The following is a 21,924-nucleotide window of genomic DNA, read 5'->3' on the forward strand; positions in this document are numbered from 1 at the left end:
CCGTAGTCAAAATGTATTAACCACGACGAAGGTTGCCGGCGGCATCCATGCTGGTAAACAATAGTGAAAGGAAACCGCTAGGATTTTCCATTCGTATGGGCGAGCACCACGACGCTACGTGGCGGGAGTCTCATCGTTTTCCCATCTATACTTACATCGGCATCGATCGCCGAAACGAGCACTGTCTCGAATGACAGCTTGTCTTCGGCGGGCAGTGTTACTTCAATCTCCTCGCGCAGCCGGTTGAACCACACCAGAAGCACTTCCCCTTCCTCATGCAGCAACATGCCAAGCACCGAGGAATCCGGGAGATTCCAATCCTCTTCGGTCATTTCAGCGCCATCGGCCCGCAGCCACATGACGTCCTTGAAACCGTCCTTTTCCTCGCCGGTCAGAAACCGGTCACTGCGAAGCGCGGGATGGTTGCGCCGGATTTCGCTCAGCGCGGCAACAAAATTAACGAGGTCTCCATCGGCGTTTTCCCAATCGAGCCAAGTAATCTCATTGTCCTGGGCATAGGCATTATTGTTACCCTCCTGGGTGCGCTCAAACTCATCTCCAGCCGTTAACATAAGTGAACCGTGCGACACAAAAAGCGTCGCCAGCAACGCGCGAATATCATTGCGGCGGGCCGTCAGGATCGCCTGATCTTCGGTCGGTCCTTCAGCACCATTATTCCAGGAATAATTGGCATCATGACCGTCGCGATTGTTCTCGCCATTGGCTTCGTTGTGCTTGCTCTCATAAGAAACCAGATCGGCGAGAGAGAACCCGTCATGTGCGGCAAGGAAATTTACACTGGCCGAAGGTTTGCGACCATCATGGTTGAACTGATCGGCAGATCCAGCCAGTTTGCCCGCCAAAGAGCCGATCATCCCCGGCTCCCCTTTCCAGAACTTGCGGACCTCGTCGCGGTAACGGTCGTTCCATTCCAGGAAGGGCTCGCCGAAACTGCCGACATGATAGCCCCCCGGACCCGGGTCCCAGGGCTCTGCAATCAGCAGGCAATCCTTGAGAATTTCATCGGTCCTGATGCGCTCGAGCAATTCGGCGTCGGGAGAAAAACCCTTAAGCGAACGGCCCAAAACCGTCGCCAGATCGAAGCGAAAGCCGGCAACTCCGAATTCAGTTATCCAGTATTTCAGGCTGTCGACCACCAGATCCTGAACCGCGGGATGGTCGCACTGCAAAGTATTGCCAGTGCCGGAGTCATTGACCAGGTGCAACTGGCCATCGGCCTCCACATGGCGGTAATAAGTGCGGGCATCGAGCCCTTTCATCGAAATGATCGGCCCCTGGGCATCGCCCTCGCCCGTATGGTTGTAAACCACGTCGAGCACCACCCGAATGCCCGCCTCCCGGTACGTTTCGATCATATGGCGCAGCGATTGCGGGCCGCGCGGAATGATCCTGGGATCGGACGCAAAATAGGTGATCGGATTGTAGCCCCACACATTGGTCAGCCCGAGCGGCGGCAAATGGCCGTCATCCATCCACCCGGCGATCGGCATCAGTTCGACCGCGTCGACACCAAGATGCTTGAGGTGATCTATGACATAGCCGGTCGTCATCCCGGCCACTGTTCCCCGCAAAGGCCCTTGCACCGAGGGGTGCCGCATGGTGAACGGGCGGACATTGAGTTCGTAGATCAGGTTCGGGCGATCGGTATCGCGTTGCCATTCAGGCGTCCGCACCGCCTCCTGCACCATCGCTTTGGGCACCAGTGAAGCGGTATCGACACTCTCCTCGCGCGGCAGGCGCAATTTGGGGCTGCGCACGAAAGTCCGGTCGATACGGCGGGCATAGGGATCAACGAGCAGCTTGTTGGGATCGAAATAATACCCCTGCGACGGGTCGAACCGCCCGTCGGCGCGCAGTCCATAACTGGCATTGGCCGCAAGCCCGTCGACATGGCCGGACCAGACATTGCCCTCGCCCCGGAAGAGCTCGATCCTATCGGTTTCCTGGTCCTGATCGTCGAAAAGACAAACCCAGATCTTTTCGGCTGTTTCCGAATAAACACCAAAGCTCACGCCGGTGTCGTTCACCGTCGCTCCAAGGGGAGCCGGTGAGGCAGACGAGGTCTTGTTCGACATTTGCGGGTACCCGTCAGGTGATGACCGAAGGCGCATCGCGGCCGGTGCGGGGCCTGATTTCGGCGACGGTATCGGCCAGGGCGATCAGGTCGGCGAGCGCCTCCTGCGTTTCCCAGTCATGCACTCCGTCGGCAGGCTCGTACCGTTCGATGTAGACACGTAAAGTCGCGCCAACCGTTCCGGTTCCGGAAAGCCGGAAGACGATGCGGGAACCGTCGGCAAATCCGATGCGGATGCCCTGGCCCGAAGCCGTCGAGCCATCCACGGGATCATGATAGGCGAAATCATCGGCGAGGACGACGTCACGCCCGCCCAGCCCGCTCGCCTCGATCTGGGGCAATTTCGCCCTAAGGTCCGTCATCAGTGCCTTGGCCGCGTCAGCATCGACTTCCTCGTAATCGTGACGCGAATAATAATTGCGGCCGTAAGTGGCCCAATGCTCCCTCACGATCTCGTCGACGCTCTGCTTGCGCACCGCCAGAATGTTGAGCCAGAGCAGAACCGCCCAAAGCCCATCCTTTTCACGCACGTGATCCGAACCGGTTCCCGCGCTTTCCTCGCCACAGATCGTGACGCGGCCAGCATCGAGCAGATTTCCGAAGAACTTCCAGCCGGTTGGCGTTTCGTGCATTTCGACACCAAGCCGCTGGGCGACGCGATCCGCCGCCGCGCTGGTCGGCATCGAGCGGGCGATGCCGGCCAATCCTCGCGCATACCCCGGTGCGAGATGCGCATTGGCGGCGAGCAATGCCAGCGAATCCGATGGCGTGACGAACCTGCCGCGACCGATGACGAGATTGCGGTCGCCATCACCATCCGAGGCCGCACCGAAATCGGGCGCGTCCGGCCCCATCATCAGATCGAAGAGGTCCTTGGCATAAACGAGGTTGGGGTCCGGATGCCCTCCGCCGAAATCGGGGAGCGGCACGGCATTGATGACCGTGCCTTCCGGCGCGCCCAGCCGTCCTTCGATGATCGCCTTGGCGTAAGGGCCGGTCACCGCATGCATCGCGTCGAACCGCATTGAAAAACCCGAGTTGAACATGGCGGCAATCGCATCGAAATCGAAAAGCGTTTCCATCAGCGCCGCATAATCGGCAACCGGATCGATGACCTCGACCGTCATCCCGGCGACGTCCTGAACTCCGAGGCGAGAGAGGTCGATATCGGGCGTATCCACCGATCTGTATTCGGCAATCTCCAGCGAGCGCGCAAAAACCGCATCGGTGATCTTTTCAGCCGCCGGCCCGCCATTGGACGCGTTGTATTTGATGCCGAAATCGCCGTCCGGCCCGCCGGGATTGTGGCTGGCCGAAAGCACGATGCCACCAAACGCCTTGTAATGCCGGATGATATGGGAGGCGCCGGGGGTCGAAAGAATCCCTCCCTGCCCCACCATCACTTTCCCGAAACCATTGGCGGCGGCCATCCGGATGGCGATCTGGATGACGGTATCGTTGAAATAACGTCCATCCCCGCCAATCACGAGGGTCTGCCCCTCCTTGCCCGGGAGGCTGTCGAACAGGGATTGAACGAAATTTTCGACATAGTTGGGTTGCTGGAAATGCGTGACCCGCTTGCGCAGCCCCGAAGTGCCGGGCTTCTGGTCGGGAAAAGGGGTTGTGGAGATGGTTTTGACGGTCACTGTGCTACCCCAAGAATCTTTTTGTAGAGCCCGGCATATTTACCCGCGCTATTTGTCCATGAAACGTCGGTTTTCATGCCTTTGCGCTGCATCCGCGCCCAAATTTCGGGGCGTTGATAGAGCGAAACGGCCCGCGAGATCGCCTCACCCAGGCTAGGCCCGTCAACCGGCGAAAACTGCAGCCCCGTCGCAACCCCCGCTTCCACGGCCGCCTCATTGGCGTCGATCACCGTATCGGCAAGCCCACCGACGCGCGAGACCAGCGGAATGGCGCCGTAACGCAATCCGTAAAGCTGGGTGAGCCCGCAAGGCTCGAACCGCGAGGGCACCAGAATGACGTCGGCCCCACCCTGGATCAGATGGGATAGCGACTCGTCATACCCACGCACGAACCCCACCTGCCCCGGATAGCGCGCCGCCGCGGCCTCCATGGCTTCTTCCAACTGTACGTCGCCCGACCCGAGAACGACGAGCTTGCCACCAAGCTCAACCAGCCAATCGACATTATCCGCGACGATATCGATGCCCTTTTGCCAGGTCAGGCGGGAAACCAGCCCGAAGATGGGTTGATCGCCCGCATGAAGCCCAAACCGCTCGGTCAGCGCCCGGCGATTGACTTCACGCTTCCGCGTATTGGCTGCCGCGTAATTGGCCGCCAGTGCTGGATCGCTCTGCGGATTCCATGCGGCGGCATCGATGCCGTTGAGAATGCCATAAAGATCGTGGCTGCGCTCGTTGAGCAACCCTTCCAGCCCCATGCCGAATTCGGGCGAACGGATTTCCCGCGCATAGGTCGGGCTGACCGTGGTGATCGCGTGGGCGCAGCGCAGGCCGCCCTTGAGAAATCCGACCCCGCCATAATACTCGACCCCCGTCATGGCGAATGCCGTTTCCGGCAGCCTCAGATGAGGAAAAATTTCCGCCCCGAACTGGCCCTGGAAGGCGATGTTGTGGATGGTGACCACGACCTTGGTCTGCATGTCGCCGCCAAAGGCCACATAAGCCGCGGCCATCGCCGCCTGCCAGTCATGGGCGTGAATTATGCCGGGGCGATAGCCCTCCACCAGCCCCTTGGCGAGTTCGGCGGCAACCCAGGAAAGTGCCCCGAAGCGCTGCCAATTGTCTGGCCAGTCGAGCCCCGCCTGGTCAACATAGATGCCCCCCGGCCGGTCATAGAGATGGGGAGCGTCGATGACGATGAGATCGAGCCCGGAGACGCGGGCCGCGATCAGCGCCGCCGGCCCGCCGAAAAGATCATCGAACCGCGCGACCGTCCGCCCGCGCTTGATCGCCCCGATAACCTGCGGATATCCGGGCACCAGCGTACGCATGGCGACATCGTGCTCGGCCAGCGCGCCCGGCAGGGCGCCGGCGACGTCGGCAAGCCCGCCGGTCTTGACCAGCGGGTAGATTTCAGAAGCGACCGAGAGCACATCCATCATCGGGAAGCGAGATATCGATTGATCATGGGCTGGGTGATGAGCGTGACGCCATTGGCCGTCCGATTGAACCATTGGGCATCGAATTCGGGGTCTTCACCCACCACGAGTCCTTCGGGAATTTCGACACGGGCATCGACGACCACCTTGCTCAGGCGGGCGCCTCGTCCGATGGTGCAGTGGGGCAGCACGACAGCCTCATGAAGCTCGGAATAGGAATTGACCCGCGCGCCAGTCGACAGCAGCGTGCGCCATAGCTGCGCGCCCGAGACGATGCAATCGCCCGAGACGAGCGAGGAAATCGCCTGCCCCCGCCTGCCCTCGATATCATGGACGAACTTGGCCGGAGGCGTAATCTCGGCATGTGTCCAGATAGGCCATTCCCGGTCGTAGAGATCGAGCTGGGGCGTGACGTCGGTCAAATCCACATTGGCCTCCCAATAGGCGTCGATCGTGCCGACATCCTTCCAATAGGAGACCTCCTCGTTCTCGGAGCGCACACAGGAGCGCGGGAAACGATGTGCCCAGGCCGTGCCGTTCTTGACGATATAGGGAATGATGTCCTTGCCGAAATCCCGGCTCGACCCCTCGGTCGCAGCGTCTCGGCGCAGCTGGTCCATCAGAAACCGGGTCTCGAACACATAAATTCCCATAGAGGCGAGCGAGATGCCCGGCTTGTCGGGAATCGAGGGCGGGTCCTTGGGTTTTTCCATGAATTCGACGATGCGGTCACGGCCATCCACATGCATAACCCCGAAAGCGGAAGCCTCCCTGGTCGGGACTTCGAGACACCCGACGGTCACATCCGCGCCGGTATCGACGTGCTGGCGCAGCATGAACTCATAATCCATCTTATAGACGTGGTCGCCAGCCAGGATGACGATGTATTTGGCACCCTGGTCCTCGATGATATCCATATTCTGATAGACCGCATCCGCCGTCCCGGCATACCACATGTCTTCCTTGACCCGCTGGCTGGCCGGAAGAATGTCGAAGCTCTCGTTGCGCTCGGTGCGCAGGAAGTTCCAGCCCCGCTGCAGATGGCGAATGAGGCTGTGAGCCTGATATTGCGTGGCCACCGAAAGCCGGCGGATACCGGAATTAATGGCGTTGGAGAGCGCGAAATCGATGATGCGCGATTTGCCCCCGAAATAAACGGCGGGCTTGGCGCGCCGGTCGGTCAATTCCATGAGGCGCGTCCCACGGCCGCCGGCCAGGACATAGGCCATGGCGTCACGCGCGAGCGGTGCCGGATTTTTACGGTCGACCATGATCCTCTCCTTGTGTCCCCTCCGGCAGGTCCTCGCCCGGGCGGGTGGTTATTGTAGTTATCGATCTCTATCCCGGCTCGAACTGAAGGATAAGCGTCGAGAGCGGCGGCAGAACGATCTCGGCGGTGGCGGGATAACCAAATTCATTCCCTTTGGTTGCGGTAACCACGCCCTGGTTGCCGGTGTTGGATCCGGCATACCAACTCGCATCGGTATTGATGCGCTCGATCCAGCGACCGACCGCAGGCATGGGAAGACGATATTTTTCCCGCGCCACGGGCGTAAGATTGGTGATGACCACCACCGGAGCCGCATCGGGCGCCTTACGCACCCAGGCGAGGACTGAGTTGGCCTGATCCGACGCGATGATCCATTCGAACCCCTCGGGCTCACAATCGCGCGCATGCAGCGCCGGCAGTTCGCGATAGACCGCGTTGAGGTCGGCAACCAGGCGCCTTATGCCCTCATGGGCCGGAGCGTCGAGCAGCCACCAGTCGAGCGCATGGGCCTCGTCCCACTCCTCGCGCTGGGCGAATTCCTGGCCCATGAACAGCAGCTTCTTGCCCGGATAGCCCCACATGAAGGCGTAATAGGCACGCAGATTTGCAAATTTCTGCCAATCGTCGCCCGGCATTTTCGACAGCAGCGATCGCTTGCCGTGAACCACCTCGTCATGGCTGAGCGGCAGGACGAAATTCTCGGAAAACGCATAGAGCAGCCCGAACGTCAGATCGTTGTGGTGGAAGCGCCGGTGGATGGGGTCGCGCCGCATATAGCGCAGCGTGTCGTTCATGAACCCCATGTTCCACTTGAACCCGAACCCCAGGCCCTGGGCATAGGTCGGTGCCGTGACCCCGCCCCAGCTCGTCGATTCCTCGGCCATCGTGAACGTGCCGGGGTGCTGGCCATAGGTCTCGGCGTTGACGCGCTGCAGAAACGCTATGGCCTCGATATTCTCGTTACCGCCGAATTTGTTGGGCACCCACTGGCCCGGCTGACGGGAATAATCGAGATAGAGCATCGAGGCCACTGCATCCACCCGCAGCCCGTCGATATGGAATTTCTCGAGCCAATAGAGGGCGTTGTTGGTAAGAAAGCTCGAAACCTCCTTGCGCCCGAAATTGTAGATCGCCGTGTTCCAGTCCGGATGATAGCCCTGCCTCGGGTCGGCGTGTTCATAGAGCGCCGTGCCGTCGAACTTGGCCAGTCCGTGTTCGTCGGTCGGGAAATGGGCCGGAACCCAATCCATGATGACCCCCAGCCCGGCGGCATGCGCTGTATCGACGAAGCGGGCGAAACCCGCCGGATCGCCGAAGCGGGCCGTGGGCGCATAGAGCCCGGTCGGCTGATATCCCCAGCTCGGATCGTAAGGGTGCTCGGTAACGGGCAGTAGCTCGATATGGGTAAATCCCATATCGGCAGCATAGGGGACGAGCTGGTCGGCCAATTGCTCGTAGCTGAGAAAACCGCCATCGGGCCGCTTGCGCCACGACCCCAGATGCACCTCATAGACGCTCATCGGCTCACGCCGATAATCGCGAGACTTCCGCGCCTCCATATAATCCGCGTCCGTCCAGTTGAACGGGGCGGGATCGGCCACCACAGACGCGGTCTTGGGGCGCAGTTCGGATTGCTGGGCGTAAGGGTCCGCCTTGAGCGGCAGCAGGGTTCCATCCTTGCCGATGATTTCGTATTTGTACTGCGCACCCGGTTGGGCCGCCGGAATGAAGATTTCCCAAATCCCGGTTTCCGCCCTATGGCGCATCGGATGCCGCCGTCCGTCCCATTCGTTGAACAAACCGGTCACCGAAACGCGTCTCGCGTTCGGAGCCCAGACGGCGAAATGCGTACCCTCGATGCCCTCGAACTCCATGTAGTGGGCACCGAGCTTGTCGAAGAGACGCAAATGCGATCCCTCGCCGATATAATAATCGTCCATCGGCCCGAGCACAGGACCGAAGGAATAGGGATCGACAACGTCCCATTCCCCGCCCGCATTGGCGGCGTGATAAACGATGGGCTGGAGTCGATCGATAGCGATCACGCCCTCGAAAAAACCCGCAGCATCACGCAATGCGAGCGCGCCGACCGCCTTCCCGTCGAGCGTGCGCACCTCCAGCGTTTCGGCATAAGGAATATAGGCCCGGGCGATCCACTCTCCTCCAACCTCGTGCAGGCCCAATATCGCGAAAGGGTCGTCGTGCCGACCCTCTAGGATACGGGCGATCTGCTTCGGGTCGGCGTGCCAACCGGACTGCTTTTTTGCCAAATCTAATTACTCCCCCATGATGCTGGCGCATCGATGTTGCTATGAAACCTGCTCAAGGTCACCCGCGTTCCGCTCAATCCTCACCTTGCCTATCATATGTGCGGGGCTCCCCATATCTGGTCGGCATATTCGCGGATCGTCCGATCCGAAGAAAACCAGGCCATTCGCGCCGTGTTCCGGATCGCCATAGCGTTCCAGATCCTGCGGTCCGCCCAATACCCGTCGACAGCACGTTGCGCGGCGCAATAGGCGTCGAAATCGCGGGCGACCATGAACCAGTCGTGGTCGTAAAGCCCGTCCATCAATGGCCGATAGCGGCCACGATCGTCCGGCGAGAAGACACCCGACGAGATCGCCTCGATCACCTCCCGCAAGGCCTGGCTCGCTTCGATCAACTCACGCGGCGACCGGTTCTGGGCGCGGATATCGTTCACTTCATCGGCGGTGAGGCCGAAAATCACGATATTTTCCGGCCCCAGCCTTTCGCGCATTTCCACATTGGCCCCGTCCATCGTGCCGATGGTCAGGGCACCGTTGAGCGCGAATTTCATATTGCCCGTTCCCGAAGCCTCCATGCCGGCCGTGGAAATCTGCTCGGAAAGATCGGCCGCCGGGATGATCGTCTCGGCAAGCGACACGTTGTAATTGGGCAGGAAAACCACCTTCAAAAGCCCACGCACCGCCGGATCGTTGTTGACCACCTTGGCGACGTCGTTGACGAGCTTGATGATCAGCTTGGCGTTCCAATAACTCGGCGCCGCCTTGCCGGCGAAGATCTTCACGCGCGGCACCCAGCGCCGCTCGGGATGGGCCCTGATCTGGTTATACTGGGCCACCGTCTCCATGATATTGAGAAGCTGACGCTTGTATTCATGGATGCGCTTGATCTGGATATCGAACAGCGCGTCTGGCGAAACCGAAATCCCCATGCGCTCCTTGATCAGCGCCCCCAGCCGCTCCTTGTTCCTGCGCTTCACCGACGCGAACTGGTCCTGGAACGATTTGTCTTCCGCATGCGCATCGAGCTTGATCACCTGTTCGATGTCGTCGCGGAACTCGGGGCCGATACGCTCGGAAATCAGCCGCGTCAGGCCCGGATTGCACTGCATCAGCCAGCGCCGGGGCGTCACCCCGTTAGTCTTGTTGTTGATCCGGTCCGGGTAGAGCCTGTGCAGATCGGCAAAGACGGTCTGCTTCATCAACTCGGTATGGAGTGCGGAAACCCCGTTGATGGAATGCGAGCCAACAAAAGCAAGCTGGCCCATGCGCAGCCGCCTCCCGCCATTCTCGTCGATCAGCGAGATCGCCGCGATACGGCTGTCTTCCAGACCCTTCTCACGTGCTTCCTCCAGCACCATGGCGTTGATGGCATAGGCGATCTGCATCTGGCGCGGCAGGAGGCGTTCGAGCAACGCGACAGGCCAGGTCTCCAGCGCTTCGGGCAGCAAGGTATGGTTGGTGTAGGCAAAAGTCCCGCGCGTCAGCTTCCAGGCTTGTTCCCAGCCCAGTCCCTGAACGTCCATCAGGATGCGCATCATTTCGGCGATCGAAATCGCCGGATGGGTATCGTTGAGCTGGATGGCCACCTTGTCGGGCAACGAGCCGAGATCGCCATATTGCTGCAGGTGCCGGCGCACGATGTCCTGCAGCGACGCCGAGGAGAAAAAGAACTCCTGCCGCAAACGCAGTTCCTGGCCCGCCGGGTTGGAATCTGCCGGATAGAGCACGCGGGTGATGGCACCCGCCTTGGCGCTTTCCTCCAGCGCCCCGATGTGATCGCCCGAGTTGAACCGGTCGAGAAGGATCGGGTCGATTGGCTGCGCGCTCCAGAGCCGCAGCGTGTTGACCCGCGTCCCGCGCCAGCCCACCACGGGCGTATCGAAGGCCACGGCGTTGAGGTGTTCGGCGGGATGCCACACCTGCCGCACGCTGCCATCGGGCTGCTGTACCGGCTCGACATAGCCGCCGAAGCCGATTTCATAGGAGCTTTCGCGGCGTTCGAATTCCCACGGATTGCCGTGAGCGAGCCAGTTCTCCGGCAGCTCGACCTGCCATCCATCGCTCATTTCCTGGCGGAACAGCCCGTGGACATAGCGAATGCCATAGCCAAAGGCCGGCACATCCACCGTCGACATGGATTCCAGGAAACACGCCGCCAGACGCCCCAAACCGCCATTACCCAGCGCGGCGTCGGGCTCACGCTCGATAAGATCGTCGATATCGACGTTGAACGAGGAGAGCGCTTCGCGCACCGATTCCATCATCCCGATATTGGACATGGCATCGCGCATCAGCCGACCGATCAGAAATTCGAGGCTGAGGTAATAGACGCGCTTTTTCGACGTCCGCCAGGTATCGCGGCTCGATTCCATCCACTGGTCGATGATCCGGTCCCGCACAGCAAGGATCGTGGCGGTAAGCCAATCGGTATTGCGCGCGACAATAGGGTCCTTGCCGACCGAATAGGTCAGCTTTTCCAGTATTTCGTTGCGGAGGGTTTCGGCATCAGTGGCGCGAGGCTGAGGCCTGGGAACTTCGTAACCGATTGGCTTTTGCGGCATCTCGCAACCCATTGTTCATGTCGGTTCCTCCCCTCAGAGACGTGGAGTGTGGCACGACTTTCTCCCTCTTTCCAGACTCATGGGAAGATGGGGAGCATGCGCCTTGCGTATGAATGAATAAAAAATAACGCCGTTGCGGAACCCTGCCTGCTCGAAGACGTTTTATAGGCAGCCGATGAAGGCGCCCCTACCTTCATCGTGCCAAGCCCTGACCCTAAAGAGGATTGCTGCCCGGCGATCCTCTTTTTTTATGTTGGTCAGGGAACCAGGCGCAAACACGCGCATTTAATCCTCACGCGACGCGTTTCCCCCAAGCGCTTCGCGATTATGAAAGGTCGGATGCCCAAGAGGCATTCCGGCCTTTCCTTCTTTCAGGGCATCGATTTCTCAGGTGATGTGGTTGCCGTCGATGCGCAGCGTATAGTCGACGCCGCGCGGGCTGACGCCCAACTCGCCCGTACCGTCGACGGCCAGCGGCACCACGCTCTCGAGGAATTTGCGCGTCAGCGGCTCAATCTGTTCGGGCACGCGGTCATCGCCGACATGCTCATTCCAGGTGATCACCAGATTGCGCCCGCCATCGCTGCGCGGATCGAGATTGAAAGCCACATGGATCGAGCCGCTATCGGCGGAAAGCTGTCCATTGCGCACAGCATTGGCCGCCAATTCGTGGATCGCGAGGCCAAGATAGAGCGCGGCGTTGGGAGAGATAACCAGATCCTCCCCGTCGAGCTCGACCGGCAAGGCAGTGTCGCGGTGAAACAGCGCGATCTGGCGCGAGATGAGATCGCTGAGCAGAGCTCCCTGCCAGTCGCGATCGGTAACGAGGTCCTGCGCACGCGCAATCGCCTGCAATCGCCCCGAAAACGCCGTCACGAATGCCGGTATCGAGGTCGCGCTGCGCGCGGTCTGAGATGCCAGCGACAGGACGATGGCCAAAAGATTGCGCGAGCGGTGGCTGACCTCGCGCAACAGGTTCTTGAGCTGAACCTCTCGCCGCTTCTGAGCGCTGATATCGATGATGGTCGAATAAACCCCGATTGACGATCCATCCTCATCGAGGTCGGGATCGACCCAGATGTCGAACCAGCGCACTTCCCCGCTGATATTGACGGGCAATTCGAAACGCTGGGGATCACGAGTTTCGATGACGTGAAGCTTGGTCGCGCGCAGACGTTCTGCTGCCAGGCGCGGCAGAAAATCGGCATCCGAATGGCCCATCACCTCGTCGGGCTCGATACCGCGAGGCAGGTTTTCGACCCATTCGTAAATGAGATCGCGGTTTTGGTAGCTCAGCGATACCGGCGTGCGGCTGAGCGCGCGCATGGCGAAGGCAAGGCGGCGGGAGCCTTCGAAATCGCCCCCGCCCTTTTCATTTTCCTGGCGCTTCATAGGTAAAGCATGATTGTCTGTGTTTTCCACGAGCCCTGCTCGGACCGCTGGAGGCGGTCCCTAATGTTCCCGAACATGGGAAATCCCGTCAGCGTGCTCGCCGCCCAAGCCCCACGATCAGGCCGATTACCATTGCGACGAGAAAAACGAAGAACAGAATTTGCGCAATGGACGAGGCCGCCCCAGCGATTCCGCCAAACCCGAGGATTCCGGCGATAATTGCGATGACCAGAAATGCGAGTGCCCATCCGAGCATGGGTCGAACTCCCGTAAGTACTTGAACCAAAGGGAGAACGGATGGACCCATCCGTGGTTCCGGACACTGATCGATTTATGCTGCCTGCTCCATTTGCTCGGAGAAGAACAACACCTGGCTGACCAGCGCCTTGACCATATCAGGCTGGAATGGCTTGGTGACGAGGAACGCCGGTTCGGGCCGCTCTCCGGTGAGAAGTCTTTCGGGGAAGGCGGTGATGAAGATAACGGGCACGCTGGCAGAGCGCAGCATGTCGTTGACCGCATCGATACCCGAACTGCCGTCGGCAAGCTGGATATCGGCGAGAACGAGCCCCGGACGCCGCTGGTTGAAAAGCTCGATGGCTTCCTTGTGCGTACGCGCGACCCCGGTCACCGTATGGCCGAGCGATTCAACCATCTGCTCGATATCCATGGCGATCAGCGGCTCATCTTCGATGATCAGGACGCTGGTGGCGACCTGCTGGGCCATTTCGACCGAAGCGGTCTCGATCAGCTCCCCGAACTCAGCTTCACCGACCCCCAGGATCGTCGCGCCTTCTTCGGTCGAAAAGCGCTCGACCGCCAACAGAAGGAACGCCTGTCGAGGCAGCGGCGCAATGGCCCGCAGGCTCCGGCGCGCCTGTTCTTCCCAGGCATCGGCCGCAGGCGGCAACTCGCTCAGGTTGATGTCGACGGAACGCCAGAGCTGGGAAAAGACTTTATAGAGAGCGACCTTGGGGTCGATGTCGGTGGGAAAGATGGACCTGTCAGCGACAAGCGCTTCGAGCGTTGCGGAAACATAGGCGTCGCCACTGGATTGGCTACCGGTCAAAGAGCGCGCAAAACGTCTCAGGTACGGAATGTGCGGCGCAATCAACTCAGCAAGATTCATAAATAAGCTCCCTCGCGTAGTCGGCCTGTCAAAAACGCGCAGGCATCGACAATTGCCAATTAACGACACTTTACGCAAAAAGTTCCCCACCGGCTGGAACTTTTTTTGCGCCTTGGCGTTTGAGGGTCCAATACTATGACGCTTTATGGGGTAAACGTGACGCAACTCAGCAGCAGTAAAATGGCCAGAGATCAAAAAGACGAGGCGCCCGAAACCGATAAGCCGAGTCTGAGCCAGGATTCTCAGGCATTCATTGGCCTCAAGTTGCGGGAGCTCTACGACGATGTCGTGGCCGAACCCGTGCCCGACCGTCTTCTGGAGCTGCTGGGCAAGCTCGGAGAAGACGACGACAAATCCAAGTCGAAATAAGGGGGCGTAAAATGGCTGAATACGATTTTCGCGCCGAGCTTTTGGCTGTCATTCCCAATCTCCGCGCTTTTGCGATGTCGCTGGTCGGCGCTGCCGACAAGGCTGACGATCTCGTCCAGGAAACCCTCGTCCGGGCCTGGGACAAGCGTTCCTCGTTTACGCCCGGCACCAATCTCAAGGGCTGGCTTTTCACCATCCTGCGCAACGAGTTCTATAGCCAGATGCGCAAGCGCAAGCGGGAGGTTTCCGACCCCGAAGGCGCAATGGCCGAGCGGCTTTCGAGCCATCCCGAACAGGTCGGCAAGCTCGACATGGAAGACTTCAAGAAGGCGGTCAACCAATTGCCGGAAGATCAGCGCGAAGCCCTGATCCTGGTCGGCGCCTCGGGTTTTTCCTACGAAGAAGCCGCCGACATCTGCGATTGCGCCGTCGGCACGATCAAAAGCCGTGTCAGCCGCGCCCGCACGCAACTGGCCTCCATCCTCAAGCTTGAGGGTGATGGAGAGTTCGGTCCGGACGCTGTCGCGGTCGGTGTGATGAACCTCACCTCGTCCAGCGCGGCTTGATGTGATCGAATTTCGAAGAAATCGTGAGGTTCCGGGGTCATGGCTCCGGAACCTCTTTTTTTGCTTTACGTTAGAGTATCGGTTCAATTCAAACATGGGAGGCCGAAATGGCCCGTGCCGCAACCAGCCGTACTGCTGAAAAACTCGCCGATCAAATCAACGAAGCCAAAGACCCCGCAAAGGATCTCGATGCGGAAATCGCCGCGCTTCGTGAGGACATCGCAGCCATCACGTCCACGCTGGGCGACATCGTCAAGCACCGCACCAACGAAGCGAAGTCCGAAGCCCGCCGTATTCGCCAGAACGTTGAACGCCATGGCGAGGAAGCCGTGGAAACCGTGCAGGACAGCTTCGAAGCGGCCGAAAGCGAGCTCAAGGCGATAATTCGCGAAAAGCCGATTTCCTCGGTGCTCGTCGCAGCCGGCATCGGCTACGTCATTTCCAAGATTCTTTAGGAGCAGCGCCATGGCGCTGACTGCACCTTTTGCCGCGGCTGCAAGCCGCGCAACCACCGCTGTCCGATCCGTCGGACAGTCCGCCGCGCTTTACGGTGGCATCGCCCTGGTCGGTTTGACCGGGGCGGGCTTTCTCGTGGCGGCACTTTATATCTGGCTGGCCGAAACGACGAGCCCATTGGTCGCCGCCCTCATAATAGGCGCGGGATTTCTGGTCATGGCCGGCATCGCGCTGGCGATCGTCATCGCTCAGGGCAAGAAAAAGAAGCGGGAAAACCAGCGTGCCGCAGCCAATGCGGCGGTTCTCGCCTCTTCCCTGTCACTCGCAACCACCACCATTCGGCTGGTTTCCCGGGTGCGCGGGCCCCTTCTGCTGCCTGCTCTCGCCGCCTTGGCGGCTGGCTGGTATCTGAGCTCGGGTGGCGGCGACGACGACTGATATCGTTTTGAACAAGCGCATGAAACGGGGGCCGATCCAGTGGATCGGCCCCTTTTCTTTGCCAGGGATTTCCTGTCAGCTAGTCATTGAGCTTGAGCAGCTTTGCCAGTTCCAGGTCGGCAGCGCGCTGCATATCCTTGTCCTGCGGCGCAGCGTGATGCTCCTTGAGGCTTTTTAGTAATTCTATCTTGCGCGCGTTCGACAATGTCGGATCGCCGGCGATCTCCTCCGGCGTGCGCGCAATGGCGCCGGCGTTGAAATAAACCGAAGCATCCCTGTCCTCGTTCATCGCGCCTCTCCTTCCCCGGAGGAATGCGGGCGACGCCGACGCGGTTCCCCATAGAAAAGGGCCGGCCCCGCAGGACCGGCCCTTCATTGCGATGCTAAACGAGCTTACTCGACGATCAGCGAGTTCTCATCGGGAGACGTCGTGTAAGCCTCCTCATTGTACTCGGGAGCCGCTTCGAGCTGCTCGGAGGTCAGCGAGGTGCGCAGCACCAGACCGCCATTCTCATCGCGCAGGAAGCTCAGATTGTCGTAAGCAACCGCGACTGGCTTGGTACCGATACCCAGGAACCCACCGAAATCGATGATCACCGCATCGACCTGACCGTCATCGGAAAGAAGAATATCTCCAATCGAGCCGATTTCTTCGTCGCCAGCGCCATAAACGGCGGTGCCGGTGAGTTCGTCGGCAGAGACGTCAGCCGTAGCCACTTCCTCGAAGCTTTCGAAGTCCACCACGGGAGCGGCAGCGGCATCGTCGGTTACAGCGGCATCCTCCGGAGCGGCGGCAGCATCATCGGCAGCCGCATCAGCAGGCGCGGCTGCAGCGTCATCAGCCGGCGCGTCGGCAGCAGGGGCCGCTGCATCGTCCGCAGGCGCTTCCTCAGCCGTCATGGCGTCATCGGCGGCCGCATCTTCAGGTGCAGCAGCGGCGTCAGCGTCAGCACCGGCATCCGGAGCGTCTTCAGGCGTCGCGGCAGCATCTTCGCCGGCAGCCGCATCATCAGCAGCCGCGTCATCCGCGGCGGCATCGTCAGCAGCAGCATCGTCAGCGGCGGGTTCTTCGGCCGGCGCCATGGCGTCACCTGCCGGTGCAGCCGGGGCCATCGCATCGCCAGCAGGGGCGGCAGGTGCCATTGCATCCCCGGCCGGAGCGGCGGGCGCCATCGGATCGCCAGCCGGAGCGGCAGCATCGCCGGCGGCAGCGGATTCGCTGGCCAGCCATTCTTCGCGATTGAATTCGGCAGCCGATTCAAGCTGTTCGCGGGTCATGGCCGCGACAAGCCGATTGTTGCCTTCCATATCCTGGGCGAGTTCAAGTTCGTCCCAGTTGATCGCAACGCTCTTCTGGCCAATGCCGAGGAAACCGCCGACACCAACCACGACGGCGCCGATTTCACCGTTCTGGTCGAGAACGAAATCGTTGACGTCCCCGATCGCCTCGGCGTCATCGCCGGTCGAATTATAGATCGTTTCGCCGATAATTTCGGTGGCCAGCCAGCCATCGGCATTGATGCCGGTTTCTTCAGCACTGACCAGCGGTTCCTCGGGAACTTCGACCGGCTCGGCCGGAGTTTCCATCATGGGATCTGCAGGGGCCATGGCCGGATCGGCCGGAGCCATTTCCTGGGCATACGCGCCGCCGGTGACGACCAAAGCCAGCGCGGTCGAGGCAAGAAGCTTGCGATACATAAGGTTTCTCCTGAAATCGCTTGTTTCAAGTTCTCGGGCCAGAACCGCGGTGCAAAACCTCTACACCGATCGGCACCCTGGCCGTCATGGCCTGTGAACGCCACCTCGTGCGCTTGGTTCCGTTTTTGAAAAGAGAATCCCCAAGAATCCGGGGGTTTGGAACCCTCTCCAACCCCCAGCCGTTTCCTCTGACTCCGCTGTTTTCAGGCGTGCGCGGAAATTGTGTCAGCAATGCCCCGGAGCGGGCACGTTTGCGCCTTTAGCCCGGCACATTCGAACATCATGAATAGATGATGGGGGCGCAATTTCCGGAGTGATTGCCCATGAGCCTTTCTGCCCTTGCCCGCCGTCCCGCACACCCTGCCTCCACGGCGCCTATCAAGGGTTATAACCGGAAGGGCTTCGTCATCGGGTGGGTCGCAATCATTGCCCTGGCCATTGCCGGATATGCCTTGGCGGCAAGCCATCTTTCACCCTCGAGCGCCGATCTCCGCCTCGCCAACATCGCCGGGGACATCTACCCCGTCTTTGCCCGTAGCTAGGCCGGCAGCGCGAGCCCTGCGGCCCGCCCCGATGCCCAGGCCCACTGAAAATTATATCCACCCAACCATCCGGTCACATCGACAGCCTCGCCGATAAAATAAAGCCCCGGCACCGATTTGACCTGCATGTCGGACGATTGCAGCGCCGCCGTATCGATACCGCCCAGCGTCACTTCAGCGGTCCTGTAGCCCTCGGTACCCACCGGCTTGACCTGCCAGTCGGAAACGCCCGCCACCAATCTCGCCATGGCCTTCCTGTCGAGATCGGCGAGATTGCCCAATACCCCAGCCTCGCCAACCACCAGTTCGGCCACCCGGCGCGGCAGGATTTCGCCCAGCGCTGCAACCACCGACTGACGCCCGTTCCGCGCTCGGGCTTCGCCTATCCAATCCGCCATATCGACCCCCGCCGCCATATCGATGGTGATCGGCTCCCCCTCGCGCCAGTACGATGAAATCTGCAGGATGGAGGGCCCGCTCATCCCCCGATGGGTAAACAGCAGCCCCTCGCGAAACACCGTCTTGCCGGCGCGCACATTGGCGTCGAGGGAAACCCCGGCCAGCGGGCGAAGCGTTTCAAGCATGCCGGTCTCGAAGGTCAGGGGCACGAGAGCCGGCCGCGTTTCGGTGACCGGCACGCCGAATTGCTCGGCGACCTTATAGGCAAACCCCGTTGCGCCCATTTTGGGGATGGATTTTGCCCCCGTGGCAATGACCAGCGAGCGCGCAAGCACTCTTTCGCCGGCCCCAAGGCTCAAGTGAAAGCCATCGTCGTTCCGCTCGATCGCATCGACCACCGTCTCCAGCGCAAGCGTCACGCCGCCTTTTTCCATCTCCGCGAGCAGCATATCGATGATCTGCTGGGCCGAACCGTCGCAAAAGAGTTGTCCCAGCGTCTTTTCGTGGTAGGCGATGCCATAGCGTTCGACGAGCGCTATAAAATCGGCCGGCCTGTAACGCTTGAGCGCCGAAATCGCGAATTTCGGATTGCGCGAGAGGAAGGCCTGCGGCGCGGTATGGATGTTGGTGAAATTACACCGCCCTCCCCCCGATATGCGGATTTTCTTGCCCGGGGCCTCTGCATGGTCGATGACCAGCGCCGACAGACCCCGCTGCCCCGCGCTCGCCGCGCACATCATGCCCGCGGCGCCCGCTCCGATCACGATAACGTCGAACGTCCGCATGCCTGCTCCGATAAAAACGAACCCGCCCGGTTGCTACCGGACGGGCTCTTTAACCGCAAATGGGAAATCGCTCAGGCGACGATCAGCGTCGAACCGCCCGTCACGCGATCGTAGAGATCCATGATGTCCTGGTTCATCAGGCGCACGCAGCCCGACGAGACGTTCTTGCCGATGGTCCAGGGCTCCGGAGTGCCGTGGATGCGATAGAGCGTGTCACGGCCGTTCTGGAAGATATAGAGCGCCCGCGCGCCGAGCGGATTGTCGATACCGCCCGGCTGGCCGTTGCGCCATTCTTCCAGATGCGGCTCGCGCTCGATCATGGCCGATGGCGGGGTCCAGGTGGGCCATTCGCGCTTGAACTGGATCACGCCCCGTCCCGACCAACTGAAACCGTCGCGACCGAGCCCGACGCCGTAACGCATCGCCTGCCCGCCCTCACGGACGTGATAGAGATAGTGGGCGGCGGTATCGATATAGATCGTGCCGGGCCGCTCACCGGTCGGATCGGGCACGACGCTCCGGTAATAGGCAGGCTCGATATAGCGCAGGTCGACGGCGGGAACGTAGTGCGTCCCGTCGGAAACCGCGCTGTACATATTGACGTAGAACGGATCGAATTGCGGCGTTGCGGGAGCCTCGGGCTCGCTCAACGTGCTCGAGCAACCCGCGAGGGCCAACGCGGAAAGGCTGGCGGCTCCAGCAAGAAACTGACGGCGGGGGAGAGTGGGATTGGCTAGGGTCATCTTGTCTTCTTCTGGCTAAGCTTGGCGTCTTCGGCGCGCGCGATGGAAATATGGCGGGCTCGACATTGTTCCCTCCCACCATGAGTCCAAAATCCCGGTGTTGCCGAACTGCACCACATAAGCAGCCTGCCCCGGAGCGCTCCATCGCAATTGGCGAGACCCTATAAAACGGCCAAAAATCCCGGAATACCGGGAAAAAATCGCCCTGCGCCCGTCAACGCCAAGCAATACCGCAAAGAGTTTATCAGCCGATAAGGGCCGGCCGCCGCTCGCAGATTTGTGACCAGCCCGTCAGCCTTCGAGCTCCTCGCGCAGCATTTCGAGCTCCAGCCAGCGATCTTCCATTTCACCCAACGCTTGCTGGGCATCCGTGAAGTCGGCGGTCGTCTTTTCGAAGGCCTGGAAATCGCGGGAATAAAGATTCGGATCGTCGAGCTTGGACTGAAGCGTCGCGATTTTTTTCCTCAGCGCGTCCATCTCCTTGGGCAGCGTTTCCAGCGCATGCTTCTCTTTAAACGAGAGCTTGCGCTTTTGCTGCTGGGTGGGGGCCGAAGCCGAAGATCGTTCTTTCGCGGCCACCGCCGGCTTTTCAACCCGTCGCGCCGAAACTCCCGCCCCGCGCTGCGCCACCATGTCCGAATAGCCGCCCGCATATTCGGCCCACACGCCATCGCCCTCCGCCACAATGACCGAGCTCGCCACCTTGTCGAGAAAATCGCGGTCGTGACTGACGACGATGACCGTGCCTGCATAGTCGGCGATCATTTCCTCAAGCAGGTCGAGCGTTTCCAGATCGAGGTCGTTGGTCGGCTCGTCCAGCACCAGAACGTTGGAGGGCAACGCCAGCGCGCGCGCCAGCGTCACGCGATTGCGCTCGCCGCCCGACAGCTTGCCCACGGCGGTGCGTGCCTGTTCGGGCGTAAACAGGAATTCCTTCATATAGCCGATGACGTGCTTGGGCGCGCCATTGATCGTAAGGGTGTCGCTCCCCCCGCCGGTCAGCACGTCCTTGAGGGTTGCTTCCGGATCGAGCGAAGCGCGGCGCTGGTCGAGTACGGCCAGTTCCAGCCGCGTGCCGAGACGAACCGAACCGGTGTCGGGCTCCAGACTGCCCGTCAGCATGCGGATCAGCGTCGTTTTCCCGGCCCCGTTGGGACCGACGATACCCACGCGGCTGCCTCGGAGAATACGGATCGAGAAATCCTTGACGATCGCCCGCTCGCCGAAGAATTTCGAAATCTCCTCAGCCTCCACCACCATCGCGCCGGAAGAGCGGCCTTCGGCAACCGTCATTTTGACATTGCCCTGCGGCCCGCGATAATCGCGCACCTGCTGGCGCAGGCCCGAGAGCAGATCCATGCGGCGCACATTGCGCTTGCGGCGCGCGGTGACGCCATAGCGCACCCAATGTTCTTCCGCCGCGATCTTGCGGGCCAGCTTGTGCTGTTCCTTCTCTTCCTGTTCGAGGAAGTCGTCGCGCCAGGCCTCAAATCCTGCAAAGCCCTGATCGATCCGGCGTGTTTGCCCCCGGTCGATCCAGACCGTCGAACGCGTCAAATCGGACAGAAACCGCCGGTCGTGGCTGATCAGCACCAATGCCGAGCGCAGCGATTTGAGCTCGCTTTCCAGCCATTCGATGGCCGGCAGGTCCAGATGGTTCGTCGGTTCGTCGAGCAGAAGAATATCGGGTTCGGGCGCCAGCACCCGCGCCAGTGCCGCCCGCCTGGCCTCGCCGCCTGAAAGCGACGCCGGGTTTTCCTTGCCGGTCAGCCCGAGTTGTTCCAGCAGATACTGCGCGCGAAACGGAACGTCGGCGCCTTCCAGCCCATCTTCCACATAGTCCAGGGTCGTCGAGAAACCAGAAAGGTCCGGCTCCTGGGGCAAATACCGCACGGTTGCACCCGGCTGAAAAAACCGCTCGCCCCCGTCGGGCTCGATGGCCCCGGCAGCGATCTTGAGCAGCGTCGACTTTCCCGACCCGTTGCGCCCCACGAGCGCGATCTTGTCACCCGGTGCGACCGAGAGATCGGCCCCTTCGAGCAACGGGGCGCTGCCCATGACAAGGCGGATCGATTGCAGGGCGAGAAGCGGAGCGGGCATGGATATCCATAGAGTTGGCAGGAACG

19 protein-coding genes are annotated in these 21,924 nt (G+C 60.8%); 5 read left to right on the forward strand and 14 right to left on the reverse strand.

What is annotated here, in order from left to right:
* Positions 1-77 precede the first annotated feature (77 nt).
* The 9 genes from glgX to V4T21_RS11065 form a co-directional block, all read right to left on the reverse strand.
* Positions 78-2,132: a glycogen debranching protein GlgX gene (glgX, locus tag V4T21_RS11025; protein ID WP_332716496.1), complete on the reverse strand. Its 2,055-nt coding sequence runs from the start codon at positions 2,130-2,132 to the stop codon at positions 78-80.
* Entirely contained in the window at positions 2,110-3,741 is a 1,632-nt protein-coding gene (locus V4T21_RS11030; protein ID WP_332716498.1) for an alpha-D-glucose phosphate-specific phosphoglucomutase, read from the reverse strand. The genes glgX and V4T21_RS11030 overlap by 23 nt, the downstream gene beginning before the upstream one ends.
* Positions 3,738-5,180 (reverse strand): glycogen synthase GlgA, encoded by a 1,443-nt coding sequence (gene glgA / locus V4T21_RS11035; RefSeq protein WP_332716606.1) that lies wholly within the window; start codon positions 5,178-5,180, stop codon positions 3,738-3,740. The genes V4T21_RS11030 and glgA overlap by 4 nt, the downstream gene beginning before the upstream one ends.
* Positions 5,180-6,451 (reverse strand): glucose-1-phosphate adenylyltransferase, encoded by a 1,272-nt coding sequence (glgC, locus tag V4T21_RS11040; protein WP_332716500.1) that lies wholly within the window; start codon positions 6,449-6,451, stop codon positions 5,180-5,182. The genes glgA and glgC overlap by 1 nt, the downstream gene beginning before the upstream one ends.
* A 67-nt stretch (positions 6,452-6,518) precedes the next feature.
* Positions 6,519-8,720, reverse strand: a complete 2,202-nt coding sequence (glgB, locus tag V4T21_RS11045) for a 1,4-alpha-glucan branching protein GlgB (protein WP_332716502.1) — start codon at positions 8,718-8,720, stop codon at positions 6,519-6,521.
* Positions 8,721-8,812: 92 nt separating this feature from the next.
* Positions 8,813-11,281, reverse strand: coding sequence for a glycogen/starch/alpha-glucan phosphorylase (locus V4T21_RS11050; protein ID WP_332716505.1), 2,469 nt, complete (start codon positions 11,279-11,281; stop codon positions 8,813-8,815).
* 387 nt (positions 11,282-11,668) lie between these two features.
* The gene (locus V4T21_RS11055) at positions 11,669-12,673 is read right to left on the reverse strand and encodes a sensor histidine kinase (protein WP_332716507.1); all 1,005 of its coding nucleotides are present in this window, start codon (positions 12,671-12,673) and stop codon (positions 11,669-11,671) included.
* Positions 12,674-12,761: 88 nt separating this feature from the next.
* Positions 12,762-12,929, reverse strand: coding sequence for a DUF1328 domain-containing protein (locus V4T21_RS11060; protein ID WP_332716510.1), 168 nt, complete (start codon positions 12,927-12,929; stop codon positions 12,762-12,764).
* A gap of 75 nt (positions 12,930-13,004) precedes the next feature.
* Positions 13,005-13,802, reverse strand: a complete 798-nt coding sequence (locus V4T21_RS11065; RefSeq protein WP_332716512.1) for a response regulator — start codon at positions 13,800-13,802, stop codon at positions 13,005-13,007.
* Positions 13,803-13,982: 180 nt separating this feature from the next.
* Between V4T21_RS11065 and V4T21_RS11070 the strand changes: the two genes are divergently transcribed.
* The 4 genes from V4T21_RS11070 to V4T21_RS11085 all read left to right on the forward strand — a co-directional run bounded on the left by V4T21_RS11070 (position 13,983) and on the right by V4T21_RS11085 (position 15,631).
* Complete coding sequence (locus V4T21_RS11070; protein ID WP_332716514.1) at positions 13,983-14,171, forward strand: NepR family anti-sigma factor; 189 nt, start codon at positions 13,983-13,985, stop codon at positions 14,169-14,171.
* An 11-nt stretch (positions 14,172-14,182) separates the two neighbouring features.
* Positions 14,183-14,737, forward strand: a complete 555-nt coding sequence (locus V4T21_RS11075) for a sigma-70 family RNA polymerase sigma factor (RefSeq protein ID WP_332716516.1) — start codon at positions 14,183-14,185, stop codon at positions 14,735-14,737.
* Positions 14,738-14,844: 107 nt separating this feature from the next.
* On the forward strand, positions 14,845-15,192 hold the full coding sequence (locus tag V4T21_RS11080) for an ElaB/YgaM/YqjD family protein (protein WP_332716518.1): 348 nt from the start codon (positions 14,845-14,847) through the stop codon (positions 15,190-15,192).
* A 10-nt stretch (positions 15,193-15,202) separates the two neighbouring features.
* Entirely contained in the window at positions 15,203-15,631 is a 429-nt protein-coding gene (locus V4T21_RS11085; protein ID WP_332716520.1) for a phage holin family protein, read from the forward strand.
* A 79-nt stretch (positions 15,632-15,710) separates the two neighbouring features.
* Here the strand turns inward: V4T21_RS11085 and V4T21_RS11090 are convergent, their stop codons facing one another.
* Positions 15,711-15,920, reverse strand: coding sequence for a hypothetical protein (locus V4T21_RS11090; RefSeq protein WP_332716522.1), 210 nt, complete (start codon positions 15,918-15,920; stop codon positions 15,711-15,713).
* A gap of 104 nt (positions 15,921-16,024) precedes the next feature.
* Complete coding sequence (locus V4T21_RS11095) at positions 16,025-17,329, reverse strand: PRC-barrel domain-containing protein (RefSeq protein ID WP_332716524.1); 1,305 nt, start codon at positions 17,327-17,329, stop codon at positions 16,025-16,027.
* A gap of 323 nt (positions 17,330-17,652) precedes the next feature.
* Here V4T21_RS11095 and V4T21_RS11100 point away from each other — a divergent pair, with 323 nt between their 5' ends.
* The gene (locus V4T21_RS11100; protein WP_332716526.1) at positions 17,653-17,871 is read left to right on the forward strand and encodes a hypothetical protein; all 219 of its coding nucleotides are present in this window, start codon (positions 17,653-17,655) and stop codon (positions 17,869-17,871) included.
* Here V4T21_RS11100 and V4T21_RS11105 read toward each other — a convergent pair.
* The 3 genes from V4T21_RS11105 to V4T21_RS11115 form a co-directional block, all read right to left on the reverse strand.
* A complete protein-coding gene (locus tag V4T21_RS11105) occupies positions 17,868-19,055 on the reverse strand; it encodes a BaiN/RdsA family NAD(P)/FAD-dependent oxidoreductase (protein WP_332716528.1) in 1,188 nt (395 codons plus the stop codon). The genes V4T21_RS11100 and V4T21_RS11105 overlap by 4 nt on opposite strands.
* A 71-nt stretch (positions 19,056-19,126) precedes the next feature.
* Positions 19,127-19,798, reverse strand: a complete 672-nt coding sequence (locus V4T21_RS11110; protein WP_332716530.1) for a L,D-transpeptidase — start codon at positions 19,796-19,798, stop codon at positions 19,127-19,129.
* Between the two features lie 291 nt (positions 19,799-20,089).
* Positions 20,090-21,898: an ABC-F family ATP-binding cassette domain-containing protein gene (locus V4T21_RS11115; RefSeq protein WP_332716532.1), complete on the reverse strand. Its 1,809-nt coding sequence runs from the start codon at positions 21,896-21,898 to the stop codon at positions 20,090-20,092.
* Between the last annotated feature and the right edge of the window lie 26 nt (positions 21,899-21,924).

Source organism: Pelagibacterium mangrovi (genome assembly GCF_036662815.1).
In the GTDB taxonomy this organism is placed as follows: Bacteria; Pseudomonadota; Alphaproteobacteria; order Rhizobiales; family Devosiaceae; genus Pelagibacterium; species Pelagibacterium mangrovi.

Bases quoted from the DNA above. Each gene is read 5' to 3' on its own strand.
- glgX (WP_332716496.1), bottom strand. From the start codon at position 2,132: ATGCGCCTTCGGTCATCACCTGACGGGTACCCGCAAATGTCGAACAAG.
- glgA (WP_332716606.1), bottom strand. From the start codon at position 5,180: ATGGATGTGCTCTCGGTCGCTTCTGAAATCTACCCGCTGGTCAAGACC.
- glgC (WP_332716500.1), bottom strand. From the start codon at position 6,451: ATGGTCGACCGTAAAAATCCGGCACCGCTCGCGCGTGACGCCATGGCC.
- V4T21_RS11050 (WP_332716505.1), bottom strand. From the start codon at position 11,281: ATGCCGCAAAAGCCAATCGGTTACGAAGTTCCCAGGCCTCAGCCTCGC.
- V4T21_RS11055 (WP_332716507.1), bottom strand. From the start codon at position 12,673: ATGAAGCGCCAGGAAAATGAAAAGGGCGGGGGCGATTTCGAAGGCTCC.
- V4T21_RS11060 (WP_332716510.1), bottom strand. From the start codon at position 12,929: ATGCTCGGATGGGCACTCGCATTTCTGGTCATCGCAATTATCGCCGGA.
- V4T21_RS11065 (WP_332716512.1), bottom strand. From the start codon at position 13,802: ATGAATCTTGCTGAGTTGATTGCGCCGCACATTCCGTACCTGAGACGT.
- V4T21_RS11070 (WP_332716514.1), top strand. From the start codon at position 13,983: ATGGCCAGAGATCAAAAAGACGAGGCGCCCGAAACCGATAAGCCGAGT.
- V4T21_RS11075 (WP_332716516.1), top strand. From the start codon at position 14,183: ATGGCTGAATACGATTTTCGCGCCGAGCTTTTGGCTGTCATTCCCAAT.
- V4T21_RS11080 (WP_332716518.1), top strand. From the start codon at position 14,845: ATGGCCCGTGCCGCAACCAGCCGTACTGCTGAAAAACTCGCCGATCAA.
- V4T21_RS11085 (WP_332716520.1), top strand. From the start codon at position 15,203: ATGGCGCTGACTGCACCTTTTGCCGCGGCTGCAAGCCGCGCAACCACC.
- V4T21_RS11090 (WP_332716522.1), bottom strand. From the start codon at position 15,920: ATGAACGAGGACAGGGATGCTTCGGTTTATTTCAACGCCGGCGCCATT.
- V4T21_RS11095 (WP_332716524.1), bottom strand. From the start codon at position 17,329: ATGTATCGCAAGCTTCTTGCCTCGACCGCGCTGGCTTTGGTCGTCACC.
- V4T21_RS11100 (WP_332716526.1), top strand. From the start codon at position 17,653: ATGAGCCTTTCTGCCCTTGCCCGCCGTCCCGCACACCCTGCCTCCACG.
- V4T21_RS11105 (WP_332716528.1), bottom strand. From the start codon at position 19,055: ATGCGGACGTTCGACGTTATCGTGATCGGAGCGGGCGCCGCGGGCATG.
- V4T21_RS11110 (WP_332716530.1), bottom strand. From the start codon at position 19,798: ATGACCCTAGCCAATCCCACTCTCCCCCGCCGTCAGTTTCTTGCTGGA.
- V4T21_RS11115 (WP_332716532.1), bottom strand. From the start codon at position 21,898: ATGCCCGCTCCGCTTCTCGCCCTGCAATCGATCCGCCTTGTCATGGGC.